This is a genomic window from Streptomyces sp. NPDC045846, assembly GCF_056431605.1.
In genome coordinates this window covers 240,911-253,564 of the sequence record NZ_JBWKKJ010000007.1, presented here as the reverse complement: position 1 = coordinate 253,564, position 12,654 = coordinate 240,911, and the positions used below count along the sequence as shown (strand labels likewise).

Here is a 12,654-nt window from a genome sequence, read left to right as displayed (position 1 = left end):
CGCCATGCTGCTCGAAGTGCGCGATCTCCAGGTGGAGTTCACAACGCGGGACGGGGTCGCCAAGGCCGTCAACGGGGTCAACTACTCGGTCGGGGCGGGCGAGACCCTGGCCGTGCTCGGCGAGTCCGGCTCCGGCAAGTCCGTCACCGCGCAGGCCGTGATGGGCATCCTCGACATGCCGCCCGGGCGGATCGCGGGCGGCGAGATCCTCTTCAAGGGGCAGGACCTCCTGAAGCTCAAGGAGGACGAGCGCCGCAAGGTCCGCGGCTCCGAGATGGCCATGATCTTCCAGGACGCGCTGTCCTCGCTGAACCCGGTGCTGAGCGTCGGCGACCAGCTCTCGGAGATGTTCACCGTCCACCGCGGCATGTCGCGCAAGGACGGCCGGGCCAGGGCCGTCGAGCTCATGGACCGGGTGCGCATCCCGGCCGCCAAGGAGCGGGTCGGCCAGTACCCGCACCAGTTCTCCGGCGGCATGCGCCAGCGCATCATGATCGCGATGGCGATGGCCCTCGAACCCTCCCTCATCATCGCCGACGAGCCGACCACCGCCCTCGACGTGACCGTCCAGGCCCAGGTCATGGACCTGCTGGCCGAGTTGCGGCGCGAGCTCAACATGGGTCTGATCCTGATCACCCACGACCTGGGCGTCGTGGCCGACGTCGCGGACAAGATCGCGGTGATGTACGCGGGCCGCATCGTCGAGCAGGCCCCGGTGCACGAGATCTACCGCAAGCCCGCGCACCCGTACACCAAGGGCCTGCTCGAATCGATCCCGCGCCTGGACCAGAAGGGCCGGGAGCTGTACGCGATCAAGGGACTGCCGCCCAACCTGATGCACATCCCGCCCGGCTGCGCCTTCAACCCGCGCTGCCCGATGGCCCAGGACATCTGCCGCACCGAGGTACCGCCGCTGTTCGAGGTGGCCGCCGACCGGCAGAGCGCGTGCTTCTTCTGGAAGGAGACCCTCGATGGCTGAGGCCATTCTGGAGGTCAGGGAGCTGGTCAAGCACTACCCGCTGACCCAGGGCATCCTCTTCAAGAAGCAGGTCGGCGCGGTGAAGGCCGTCGACGGGGTCTCCTTCGACCTCGCGGCCGGCGAGACGCTCGGCATCGTCGGCGAGTCCGGCTGCGGCAAGTCGACGGTCGCCAAGATGCTGGTCAACCTGGAGCGCCCGACGGCCGGGCAGATCAAGTACAAGGGCGAGGACCTCACCCGGATGTCGGGCCGCGCCCTCAAGGCGGTGCGCCGCAACATCCAGATGGTGTTCCAGGACCCGTACACCTCGCTGAACCCGCGCATGACGGTCGGCGACATCATCGGGGAGCCCTACGAGATCCATCCCGAGGTCGCCCCCAAGGGGGACCGCCGCAAGAAGGTCCAGGACCTGCTCGACGTGGTCGGCCTCAACCCGGAGTACATCAACCGCTACCCCCACCAGTTCAGCGGCGGCCAGCGTCAACGCATCGGCATCGCACGGGGGTTGGCGCTCCGGCCGGAGATCATCGTCGCGGACGAACCGGTCTCCGCGCTCGACGTGTCGGTCCAGGCCCAGGTCGTCAACCTGCTGGACCGCCTCCAGAGCGAGTTCTCCCTCTCGTACGTGTTCATCGCGCACGACCTGTCGATCGTGCGGCACATCTCCGACCGGGTCGGCGTGATGTACCTGGGCCGGATCGTCGAGATCGGCCGCGACGAGCAGATCTACGACCACCCCACCCACCCCTACACCCAGGCGCTGCTCTCCGCGGTGCCGGTGCCCGACCCCTCCGCGCGCGAGCACCGCGAGCGGATCATCCTCACCGGCGATGTGCCCTCGCCCGCGAACCCGCCGTCCGGCTGCCGCTTCCGCACCCGCTGCTGGAAGGCGCGGGAGCGGTGTGCGCAGGAGGTGCCGCTGCTGGCCGTGCCGGCCGAGTTCCGGCACGTGGAGGGTCCGGCGCACCACCCCTCCGCCTGCCACTTCGCGGAGGAGAAGCGGGTCGTGCCACCGGCGGGGTGAGGTCGCGCTTCGGCCGCGGGCCGGTGGGGGCTGATCGCGCAGTTCCCCGCGCCCCTTGGGGGCGTGGTGGTGGGCTGTACGCCAAGGCCCGCGCCCGCGGTGGTGAACACGGGGTGTGCGGGCGCGGGACCCGGCTCCGAGTGGAGGCATCGAACTCGGGTCAACGGGTGGTGTCCGTCGCCTCCTCGATCGCGGCGAGAGCGGGGTCGAGGACGACGTCCTCGTCCCGCGCCGTGATCGTCGGTTCCTCGGGGAAGTGGCACGCGGTCAGGTGCCCCTCCCGGTTTCCCTCGATCCGCACCAGTGGCGGCGTCTCACTGGCGCACTTGTCCTGCGCCTTCCAGCACCGGGTGCGGAAGCGGCAGCCCGACGGCGGGTTCACGGGCGAGGGCACGTCCCCGGCGAGCCGGATGCGCTCGCGTCCCTCGCCCTCCTCCTCCACCACGGCCTCGGGCACGGCCGAGAGCAAGGCGTGGGTGTACGGGTGGCGCGGGCGCCGGTAGATCGACTCGCGGTCGCCGACCTCCACGATCCGGCCCAGGTACATGACCGCGACCCGCTGCGAGAAGTGCCGCACGATCGCCAGGTCGTGCGCGATGAACAGGAAGGCGATGTCGAGCTCCCGCTGGAGGTCCTGGAGCAGGTTGACCACCTGCGCCTGGATCGACACGTCCAGCGCGGAGACCGGCTCGTCGGCCACGATCAGCTTGGGTCCCATGCCCAACGCCCGTGCAACGCCGATGCGTTGGCGCTGGCCGCCGGAGAACTCGTGCGGGAAGCGGTTGTAGTGCTCGGGGTTCAGGCCGACGGTCTCCAGGAGCTCGCGGACCCGCCGCTCGATGCCGCCGGGCGGTTTGATGCCGTTGACCACCATCGGGTTGGCGATGATGTTGCCGACCGTCTGGCGCGGATTGAGCGAGGCGTACGGGTCCTGGAAGATCATCTGGATCTCGGACCTGATCGGTGCGAGCGCGCGGCGATTGGCGTGCGTGATGTCCTGGCCGGCGTAGGTGATCCGCCCGGCGGTGGGTTCGAGGAGCCGGGTGACCAGGCGCCCGGTGGTCGACTTGCCGCAGCCGGACTCGCCGACCAGGCCGAGGGTCTCGCCCCGGCCGATGCCGAAGTCGATGCCGTCCACCGCGCGCACGTCGCCGACGTGCCGCTTGAGGAGGAACCCCATGTTGATCGGGAAGTGCTTGACCAGACCGGCCACTTCGAGCAGCGGCGACGCGGCGGCGGGCCGGGGCGCGGGCACGGTGTCCCCGGCCGGGGCGACGCTGGTGGCTTTCTCACTCATGGCGATGTCCCGCATCCTTCTCAACGCAGCCGGGGGCGGATCTGCTCGGTGAAGACGGATTCCTTCTGCTCGTCCGTCAAGTGGCAGGCGGCGCCCCGCCGTTGGTGTTCGGGGAGTTCGGGGCGGACGGTGTGGCAGGCTCCGCCCGCGACCTGGTCGCTGAAGCCGCACCGGGGGTGGAAGGGGCAGCCCGGCGGTGGCGAGAGCAGGCTCGGCGGGGTGCCGGGGATCGGCACCAGCGGGGTCTCCACCGAGGAGTCCAGGCGCGGGATGGAGCTGATGAGGCCCCAGCTGTAGGGGTGTTGGGGCCGGTGCATGACGTCCTTGACGGTGCCGCGCTCCACGCAGCGGCCCGCGTACATCACCATCACGTCGTCGGCGGTCTTGGCGATCACCCCCAGGTCGTGGGTGATGATGATGATCGCCGCCCCGGTCTCCTGCTGGAGGTCCTTGAGCAGGTCGAGGATCTGCGCCTGGACCGTCACGTCGAGCGCGGTGGTGGGCTCGTCCGCGATCACCAGTTCAGGGTCGCAGACCAGTGCCATCGCGATCATCGCGCGCTGGCGCATGCCGCCGGAGAACTGGTGCGGGTAGTCGTCGACCCGCAGCTCGGGCTGCGGGATGCCGACCTTGCGCAGCATGTCCACGGCCCGCGACCGCGCCTCGCGGCGGGAGGCGCCGGTGTGCTTCATGAAGGGCTCGGCGATCTGCCGGCCCACCGTGTAGAAGGGCGAGAGCGCGGCCAGCGAGTCCTGGAAGATCATCGCCATCTTCTTGCCGCGCAGCCGGTTCAGCTGCCGCTCGGTGGCGCCGGTCAGCTCCTGCCCGTCGAGCAGGATCTCGCCCCGGATCGTGGTGTTGCGCGGGTTGTGCAGCCCCAGGACCGCGAGGTTGGTCACCGACTTGCCGGAGCCCGACTCGCCGACGATGCCGAGCGTGGAGCCGCGCTCCAGATCGAAGGAGAGGCCGTCGACGGCCTTGACGGTGCCGTCCTCGGTGGCGAAGTGGACGTACAGGTCCCGGACCGAGAGGAAGGCGGAGGCCGGTTGTGCGGCCGGCTCGGCCGCGGTCTGGCTCAACGTGGACACGGGCGGTTCTCCTGGAGGTCTACGGGCCTCAACTGAGCCTGATCCGGGGGTCGATGAAGGCGTACGCGAGGTCGACGACGATGTTGGAGACGACGATGAGGGTGGCGCCGATGAGCATGACCGCCATCTCCAGGGGCAGGTCGCTGCGGAGCACGGCCTCCACCGAGAGCAGTCCGAGGCCGTGCAGGCCGAAGGTGACCTCGGTGATGATCGCGCCGCCGAGCACCGCGCTCAGGTCCACGCCGAAGATGGTGATGATGGTGGCCATGGCGCCGCGCAGGGCGTACCGCAGGAAGACGTACCGGGACGACATGCCCTTGGCGCGGGCCGCCCTGATGTGGTCCTCCGAGAGCTGCTCGACCATCAACGACCGTGTCTGGCGGCTGTAGTTGGACCAGAAGATCACCGAGAGGACCAGACACGGCAGGATCATCCCGGAGATCGAGCCCAGGGCGTCGTGCTTCCAGTCCACGTCGTGGCCGCGGTCCAGCCAGCCCAGCTTGGTGGAGAAGAGCAGGATCGCGAGCGGCCCGATGAAGTAGATCTGCACCGACTGCCCGAGCAGCGAGGCGGAGCTGGCGATCCGGTCGAAGACCGTGCCCTGCCGCCAGGCCGAGACGAGGCCGAGCGAGACGCCGACGGTGAGGAAGACCGCCGCGCCGCCGACGGCCAGCGTCAGCGTCGTCGGGTAGCTGTCGGAGATCGTGCCCCAGACGGGCTGCTGGTTGGCGAAGGAGTAGCCGAAGCAGGGGGCCGGGCAGTCGCCGATGGGCATGTGGCGGCCGGCGAATATGCCCACCATGTAATGCCAGTACTGGGTCCAGATCGGCAGGTCGAGCCCGAGGTTCTTGCGGATCAGGGCCACGTTCTGCGCGTCACACTGCTTTCCGCAGGAAAGCAGGGCCGGGTCGGAGGGCAGGAAGAAGAAGAGGAAATAGGTGATCATGCTGATCAGAACCAGGATGACCATGGCACCGAGCACGCGGCGCACAAGGAAACGGAACATCGGCTGACTCTTCCGTCGCTATGCGGGGTTCCCGGCCCGGACCGGGCCGGGAACCCCGAGCCGCAGGTGCTATTGCTTCACGAAGATCGTGTTCGGGTTGATCGTTCCGTAGACCTGGTTGTAGGTCACGCCGCCGAGGCCGGAACCGTACACGTTGAAGTACTTGTCGAAGAGGAACGGAATCTGCGCCGAGTCGGTCTGGAGCACGTATTCGGAGAGGTTCTCCCACTCGGCGGCCTGCTTGGGCAGGTCGGTGATCATGCTGATCCGGTCGATCTCGGAGTTGACCTTCGGGTCGTTCAGGAACGGGTAGTTGTTGGTGCCGTCCGCGAGGTTGCGCCCGTCCATGGTGGGCGGGACGACCGTGGAACCGTTGGGCCAGTCGGCACCCCAGCCGGTGCGGTACATGTCGTACGGGGTGTCCAGCTTGCCGACCACCGTGTAGTACGAGGTCGGGTCGACGGCCTTGCGGTCCACCTTGAAGCCGGCCTTCTCCAGCGCCTTCTGGATGGTCAGCGTCACGTTGTCCCACTTGGGGGTGTTCGCGTAGGCCAGCGAGATCTTGTACGGGGTGGCGACTCCCGCGTCCTTCAGGATCTGGAGGGACTTATCGGGGTCGCCCATGGGCTTGGCGAGCTTGCCGAACGGGTCGAACTTCTTGTAGCCGGACACCGTCGGGCTGAGCAGCGAGGTGCCGATGTCGCCCTGCGCGCCGCCGCCCATGGCCTGCTGGACCTGCTGGAGCGGGAAGGCGTACTGAAGCGCCTGGCGGACCTTCGGGTTGGTGATCCGCTTGGTGTTGAGGTTGAACGCCTCGACGTAGGGCTGGTACTCGTTCACCGTCCGGCTCTTGTACTGCGGGTCGCCGGTCAGCGTCTGCATCTTCGACGGGTCGGCGGACTGCGACATGTCGATGGCGTACTTGTCGGTGCCGGTGTCCGCGGCGAGCCGGTTGGTGAGCCCGGGCTCCTGGATGCCGAGCTGGAACTCCCACTTGTCCGGGTAGGCGTTGCGGATCGGGTCGGTCTTCGGGTCCCAGTTGGTGTTGCGCACGAAGGACAGCGACTTGCCCGGCTTGTAGTCGGCGATCTTGTACGGGCCGGTGGAGACCGGGTGGTTGTTGTACTTCTGCTTGTCGTCCTTGGCCTTGGGGACCGGCGAGATGTTGGGCATCGCCATGGCGTAGGGGGTGTCCGCGTGCGGCTGGAGGAAGTGGAAGACGATCGTCTTGGCGTCGGGCGTGGAGATCAGCGAGTCCGGGATCTCCTTGCCGTCGTAGGGGCCTGCGTACTTCTTGCGGTAGTCGGGCCCGTAGATCCACTTCTGGACGTACTGCGGTCCCTGCGTCTGGTAGTCGGCGAAGAGCCGCTCGATGCCGTACTTGATGTCCTTCGTGGTGACCGGTGTCCCGTCCTCGAACTTGACCCCGTCCTTCAGGGTGTACGTCCAGGTCTTCGAGCCGTCCGAGGGGGTGCCGGTGTCGGTCGCGAGGTCGCCGACCACGACCGTCTTACCGGTCTTCGGGTCGATCTTGTAGCCGGTCAGGGAGCGGTTGTAGAGCAGCTGCACCGAGAGCTGGTCGCTCACGTACTGCTGGCCCGGGTCGAGGTAGTCGAAGCCCGCCTGGTCGAGGCTGTAGGCCGTGCCGCCCGACTTGGCGCCGTCGACCGCGACGGCCGGGCCGGTGGAGTCGGCCTTGGTGCCCACGCCGAAGTTCTGGACCTCGGCCTGTTTGCCCGGACCGGTGCTCTTGCCGCCGTCGCCGGCACCGCCGCTGCTGCACGCGGCCGTCAGCGCCAGTGCCCCGACCGCCAGCACCGCGGAGGCCTGGCGCGCCTTGTTTATTCTCATGGATTCCTGCCTGTCAGGATGATCGGACTTCAGCGGACGGTCTTGGGGTCGAGCGCGTCCCGGACCGAATCCCCGAGCAGGTTGAACGCGACGACGAAGACGACCATCGCGATGCCGGGGAAGAACATGAAGGTGAGATCGGAGTCGTAGTACGTGGCTCCGGACTGGAAGAGCAGGCCCCAGTCGGGAGTGGGGCTGTGGACCCCGACGCCGAGGTAGGAGAGGCCCGCCTCGGCGGTGACGTTGACCGGGAGCAGCAGCGTGGCCTGCACCAGCACCGTCGACCAGATGTTGGGCAGCAGCTCCTTGCGGATGATCCGCCAGCCCGAGGCGCCGCTGAGCCGGGCCGCCTCGATGAACTCGCGTTCGCGCAGCGAGAGGACCTGGGCGCGGATCAGCCGGCCGATCGTCATCCAGCCGAGGATCAGCTGCACCAGGATCAGTGCCACCACCCGGACGTAGGTCGGCTCCTCCTCGGTGGGGGAGACGAACAGGGCCACGATCACCGGAGTGAAGGCGATGAAGAACAACTGCTGCGGGAACGACAGCATCAGGTCCGAGAAGCGGCCGAGGAAGTAGTCGGCGCGGCCGCCCAGGTACCCCTGGACCAGCCCGATGAGGACCCCGATGACCACCGCGACCACGGTGACCGCGAGGGCGATGAGCAGCGACGTGCGGATGCCGTAGATCAGCAGCGTGAACACGTCGCGGCCCAGCCTCGGCTCCAGGCCGAACCAGAAGTCGCCGTCGATCCCGCCGTTGGGTTTGAGCGGAATGCCGTAACTGTTCAGCAGCCCGCGGTCCTGCCCGTACAGCTGGTAAGGATCTTTGCCGTAGAGCTTGGAGATGAGTGGAGCGGCCAGCGCGACCAGGATGAATCCGAGAACCGTAAAGGCACACAGGATTCCGACCTTGTCGCGTTTGAAACGGATCCAGGCGAGCCGCCCGGGAGAGCGCCCGACAAGTTCACCCGTCTTTGCTTCGATGCCGCCCGCCGAGTCGGGCGCGTCGCCCTCTTCGGGAAGTGGATCGGTTGGCTCCATGGCAGCTCTTGTGGAACTCGTCATTTCGCATTGCCCCCCGCACCGGAAGGATTCAGCAGCGCCGAGTGGCGTCATTTGTTGACCGGAAGATTCATCCGTGCGGCGACACGCGTCAAGGGTTTTGTGCGGGCCGGGGCGAAGTCGGCGCGTATCTTGGCCCAAGATTTCATTCTTTGGTGCGGACGCGTGCTTGACAGGCTTCCGTCATATCCGGAATCTGGCGCTAAATGTCCATCAACTTCCGTAACACGGAGGCAACTTGGGGGACCCCACGCCGATATACGGACATGGCACGGTGAGCACCGTACGGCCGTGCGGGTGCCGTGGGTCGGACGGGTCGCCTGAGGCGACCCGTCCGACCGTCCGCCGGCGTGGACCGGCTCGGACTAGCTCGGCGCGAGGCCCAACGAGCGGCGCAGGAAGTCGACTTGGAGCAGCAGCAGGTTCTCGGCGACCTGCTCCTGCGGGGTCATGTGCGTCACGCCCGTGAGCGGGAGCACCTCATGGGGGTGCCCCGCGGCCAGGAGCGCGGAGGACAGCCGCAGGGAGTGGGCCACCACCACGTTGTCGTCCGCCATGCCGTGGATGACCATCAGGGGGCGGGCCGGATCCGCCTGCCCGACCAACTGCCCGTCGTGGACGAGGGAGTTGGCCGCGTAGGCGTCGGCGTTCTCGGCGGGGAGTCCCAGGTACCGCTCCGTGTAGTGCGTGTCGTACAGCTCCCAGTCCGTCACCGGCGCTCCCGCGATGCCCGCGTGGAACACGTCGGGGCGGCGCAGCACGGCGAGGGCGGACAGGTAGCCGCCGAAGGACCAGCCCCGCATCGCCACCCGGCCGAGGTCCAGCGGGTAGGCCCCCGCGAGGCCGTGCAGCGCCTCGATCTGGTCGTCCAGGGCGAGCGTGAAGTCGTCCCTGACCGACTTCTCCCAGCCCGGGGAGCGGCCCGGGGTGCCCCGGCCGTCGGCGACGACCACCGCGAAGCCCTGGTCGGCGAACCACTGTGAGGTGAGGTGCGCATTGTGCGCGGCCAGCACCCGCTGTCCGTGCGGCCCGCCGTACGGATCCATGAGTACGGGCAGCGGCCCGTCCGCCTCGCGGTGGCCGGTGGGGAGCAGCACGGCGCACGGGATCCGCCGTGCGCCCCCTTCGGTCAGCCGGAGCCGCACCGAGAGGCCCGGTGTGGCGGCGTAAGACGCGATCTTGGCCAGTTCCTTGCCGTCCCGCAGCACCCTGACGGCCGTGCCGGGCCGGTCGGGCCGGGTGGAGCTGAGGACCGTGATCTCCCCGCGGCGCACGGCCGAGTGGACTCCCGCGCCGTCCGAGACGCGTTCCGTACCCAGCTCGTTGACCCGGTACACATGGATGTCGCCGATCCCGGGAGCACCGGACCCGGCCGGGGCGGCCTCGGCGCCCGCCGACGCGGAGATCAGTACGTCGCTCCCGCCGATGTCGAGCACCGCCCTGACGTGCACCTGCGGTCCGGTCAGCGTCCGGTCGCCCACGGCCAGGACCCGGGCCCCGCCCTCGTCGGCGATCCGCACCAGGCGGCCGTCGGGTGCCCAGGCCGGGACGCCCGGCAGGAGTTCGAGCCAGTCGGCGTCCTCGTCGACGTGCACGGTGCGCGTCGCGCCGGACGCGAGGTCCACGGCGAGGTGGAGCTGGGTGCGCTGGTCCCGGGACTGGACGAGCAGCAGCGGCGCCCCGTCCGAGGACCAGTGGACCCGGGCGAGATAGGGGTGGCGGGCCCGGTCCCAGACCACCTCGGTGCGGGTCCCGTCGAGGGCGTACAGGAAGAGCCGCACCTCCGCGTTGGGCGTCCCCGCGGCCGGGTAGGCGACCTCGGCGGGCCGCTGCTCGGGATGGGCCGGGTCGGCGATCCACCAGCGCCGCACCGGGGCGTCGTCCGCGCGGGCGACCAGCAGCCGGTCCGAGTCGGGGCTCCACCAGTGGCCGCGCGAGCGGGACATCTCCTCGGCGGCGATGAACTCGGCCAGCCCGTACGTCACTTCGGGCGACTCCGGCTCGGCCAGCGCCCGGTCGCCCTCGCCCTCGGCCCCCACGACCCGCAGCGCGCCCCGCGCCACATAGGCCACGTGGCGCCCGTCGGGGGAGGGGCGCGGGTCGAGCACGGGCCCCGGCACGGGCAGTTCGCGGGCCGTCCCGGCCCGCAGCTCCGCGGTGAACAGCCGTCCGGAGAGGGCGAAGGCGGCGAGTTCGACGGCCGCGTCGGTGGCATAGCCGACGATTCCGGCCGAACCCTCCCTGCTGCGCTCGCGCCGTGCCCGCTCCTGGGCGGAGAGCCGCTCGTCCTGGCCGCCCAGCAGTGCGCCGGGGTCCGCCGCGATCCGCTCCGTACCACCGCGCACCAGGTCGAGTACCCAGAGCCGGTTGCTGCGTTCGGTGCCCGAGGGCGAGCGCAGGAAGACGATCCGCTCGCCGTCGGGCGACACGGTGAAGGCGCGGGGCGCACCGAGGGTGAAGCGCTGGGTGCGTGCTGAGTGCCGGGGGAACGAGAGCTGTCCGGGGTCCTCTGGGTGCCTGGATGCGGTGGTCGTCATGAGGGGAACCTAGTCGCCCTCGGCGCGCACCGCCCGGGCGCGAGCCGCGTGCGCCCCTTGTGCGCCCGTGCCCCGATCAATGCGGTCCCACGGATAGTTATGATCCGTAGCGCTCGGTGGGTATGAACCTGCTGGCTGTATGCGCACTGCTGGGTCCGTCCGACCACCGGAACAGATGGAGGTGAACCGCCGTGGCACTCTCGATTTCGGCGGTGGTGCTGCTGGCGATCGTCGTCTTCCTGCTGGTCCGGAAATCCGGGCTGAAGGCCGGACACGCGGCGGTCTGCATGCTGCTCGGCTTCTATCTGGCGAGTTCCTCCATCGCCCCCACCATCAGCCAAGTCACCAGCAACGTGGCCGGGATGATCGGCGGGATCAAGTTCTAGGGGGCGCCCATGGCCCGTCCCCGACCCGGTGGCGCCCGGCTCCGGCGGCGCGGTCCGGCCCCGGCCTCGTAGGCTGGGGCCCATGTCGGAACTCCCCGCCCGCCGTCTTCTCCTGGTGCACGCGCACCCGGACGACGAGTCGATCAACAACGGCGCCACCATGGCCAAGTACGCCGCCGAAGGCGCGCACGTCGCCCTGGTGACCTGCACGCTCGGCGAGGAGGGCGAGGTCATCCCGCCCGGTCTCGCCCACCTCGCGCCCGACCGGGAGGGCGGCCTCGGCGCCCACCGGATCGGCGAACTCGCCGCCGCGATGAAGGAACTGGGCGTCACCGACCACCGCTTCCTCGGCGGCCCGGGCCGCTTCCGCGACTCCGGGATGATGGGCGTCGAGCAGAACCACCGGCCGGGCGCCTTCTGGAACACCGACGTGGACGAGGCGGCGGCGTACCTCGTAGAGGTGATCCGTTCGCTGCGCCCGCAGGTCCTGGTCACCTACGACCCCGACGGCGGCTACGGCCACCCCGACCACATCCAGGCCCACCGGGTCGCCACCCGTGCCGCCGAACTCGCGGCCGAGCCCGGCTACCGCCCCGACCTGGGCGAGCCGCACGCCATCGCGAAGACGTACTGGAACCGCGTGCCCCGGCCGGTCGTCGAGCGCGCCTTCGCCGAGCTGCGCGCCGCCGAGCCGGACTTCCCCGGCATCGCGGCTATCGACGACGTACCGGGCGTCGTGGACGAGCGGGACATCACGGCCGAGATCGACGGCAGCTCCTACGCGGCCGCGAAAAGCGCCGCGATGCGCGCCCACGAGACCCAGATCGCCGTCAAGGGGCCCTGCTTCGCCCTCTCCAACGACCTGGCCCAGCCGATCTTCACCACCGAGTACTACCAGTTGGCGACGGGTGTCCCGGGGGTTTCGACCGGGCAGCGCGAGCACGACCTGTTTGAAGGTGTGGCAAGTGAGTAGTCGTACGTCCATGGATGACGCACCCACGGGCGGGACCGCCACCCGCATCGGGCTGTACCTGCTGCTCGTCGTGGTCGGCGCGCTCGTCGGCGTGGCCGGGGCCCTGGTGCAGGCGGCCTGGTTCCCGGGCGGCCTCGTGCTCTCCCTCGCGGGCGCGGCCGGGCTCTTCTCCGTCGGTGCGCAACTGGCGGGCGGCCGGGGCGGGGTGGGGGCGCCCGCGGCCGGCTGGCTGGTCGCCGTCATCCTGCTGACCACCTCGCGCCCCGAGGGCGACTTCGTGTTCGGCGCAGGAATGGGGTCCTACGTCTTCCTGCTCGGCGGCATGGTCGCCGCTGTGATCTGCGCCACGATCGGTGGATTCGCCCCACCCGGCGGTCCGTCCGCCCGACTTGGCAAGTGACGTGCTCGGGCGCGACGACGCAGTAGTGGGGGACGGGGCGCGCCTTCTC

At 69.6% G+C, this 12,654-nt stretch carries 11 protein-coding genes; 5 read left to right on the top strand and 6 right to left on the bottom strand.

What is annotated here, in order from left to right; all coding sequences use genetic code 11:
• Positions 1 to 4: 4 nt before the first annotated feature.
• Entirely contained in the window at positions 5 to 979 is a 975-nt protein-coding gene (locus tag AC07F3_RS21415; protein WP_479116054.1) for an ABC transporter ATP-binding protein, read from the top strand.
• Positions 972 to 2,003 carry an ABC transporter ATP-binding protein gene (locus AC07F3_RS21410; protein ID WP_479116053.1) on the top strand — a complete coding sequence of 344 codons (1,032 nt, stop codon included), beginning with the start codon at positions 972 to 974 and terminating at the stop codon, positions 2,001 to 2,003. Before AC07F3_RS21415 ends, AC07F3_RS21410 begins: the two co-directional genes overlap by 8 nt.
• A 160-nt stretch (positions 2,004 to 2,163) precedes the next feature.
• Here AC07F3_RS21410 and AC07F3_RS21405 read toward each other — a convergent pair whose 3' ends face one another.
• The 6 genes from AC07F3_RS21405 to AC07F3_RS21380 all read right to left on the bottom strand — a co-directional run bounded on the left by AC07F3_RS21405 (position 2,164) and on the right by AC07F3_RS21380 (position 10,846).
• Positions 2,164 to 3,300: an ABC transporter ATP-binding protein gene (locus tag AC07F3_RS21405; protein ID WP_479116052.1), complete on the bottom strand. Its 1,137-nt coding sequence runs from the start codon at positions 3,298 to 3,300 to the stop codon at positions 2,164 to 2,166.
• Between the two features lie 20 nt (positions 3,301 to 3,320).
• Positions 3,321 to 4,388, bottom strand: a complete 1,068-nt coding sequence (locus AC07F3_RS21400) for an ABC transporter ATP-binding protein (protein ID WP_388976634.1) — start codon at positions 4,386 to 4,388, stop codon at positions 3,321 to 3,323.
• A 28-nt stretch (positions 4,389 to 4,416) separates the two neighbouring features.
• Complete coding sequence (locus AC07F3_RS21395; RefSeq protein WP_479116051.1) at positions 4,417 to 5,394, bottom strand: ABC transporter permease; 978 nt, start codon at positions 5,392 to 5,394, stop codon at positions 4,417 to 4,419.
• Between the two features lie 69 nt (positions 5,395 to 5,463).
• Positions 5,464 to 7,245, bottom strand: a complete 1,782-nt coding sequence (locus tag AC07F3_RS21390; protein WP_479116050.1) for an ABC transporter substrate-binding protein — start codon at positions 7,243 to 7,245, stop codon at positions 5,464 to 5,466.
• 29 nt (positions 7,246 to 7,274) lie between these two features.
• A complete protein-coding gene (locus AC07F3_RS21385) occupies positions 7,275 to 8,312 on the bottom strand; it encodes an ABC transporter permease (RefSeq protein ID WP_479116049.1) in 1,038 nt (345 codons plus the stop codon).
• Between the two features lie 362 nt (positions 8,313 to 8,674).
• A complete protein-coding gene (locus AC07F3_RS21380) occupies positions 8,675 to 10,846 on the bottom strand; it encodes a S9 family peptidase (protein WP_479116048.1) in 2,172 nt (723 codons plus the stop codon).
• 191 nt (positions 10,847 to 11,037) lie between these two features.
• On the opposite strand from AC07F3_RS21380, the gene AC07F3_RS21375 reads away from it, so the two are divergent.
• The 3 genes from AC07F3_RS21375 to AC07F3_RS21365 all read left to right on the top strand — a co-directional run bounded on the left by AC07F3_RS21375 (position 11,038) and on the right by AC07F3_RS21365 (position 12,605).
• Positions 11,038 to 11,232: a DUF2304 family protein gene (locus AC07F3_RS21375; protein WP_053729969.1), complete on the top strand. Its 195-nt coding sequence runs from the start codon at positions 11,038 to 11,040 to the stop codon at positions 11,230 to 11,232.
• Positions 11,233 to 11,314: 82 nt separating this feature from the next.
• On the top strand, positions 11,315 to 12,205 hold the full coding sequence (mshB, locus tag AC07F3_RS21370; RefSeq protein WP_479116047.1) for an N-acetyl-1-D-myo-inositol-2-amino-2-deoxy-alpha-D-glucopyranoside deacetylase: 891 nt from the start codon (positions 11,315 to 11,317) through the stop codon (positions 12,203 to 12,205).
• A 10-nt stretch (positions 12,206 to 12,215) separates the two neighbouring features.
• Positions 12,216 to 12,605 (top strand): DUF6113 family protein, encoded by a 390-nt coding sequence (locus AC07F3_RS21365; RefSeq protein WP_479116046.1) that lies wholly within the window; start codon positions 12,216 to 12,218, stop codon positions 12,603 to 12,605.
• The last annotated feature ends 49 nt before the right edge of the window (positions 12,606 to 12,654 follow it).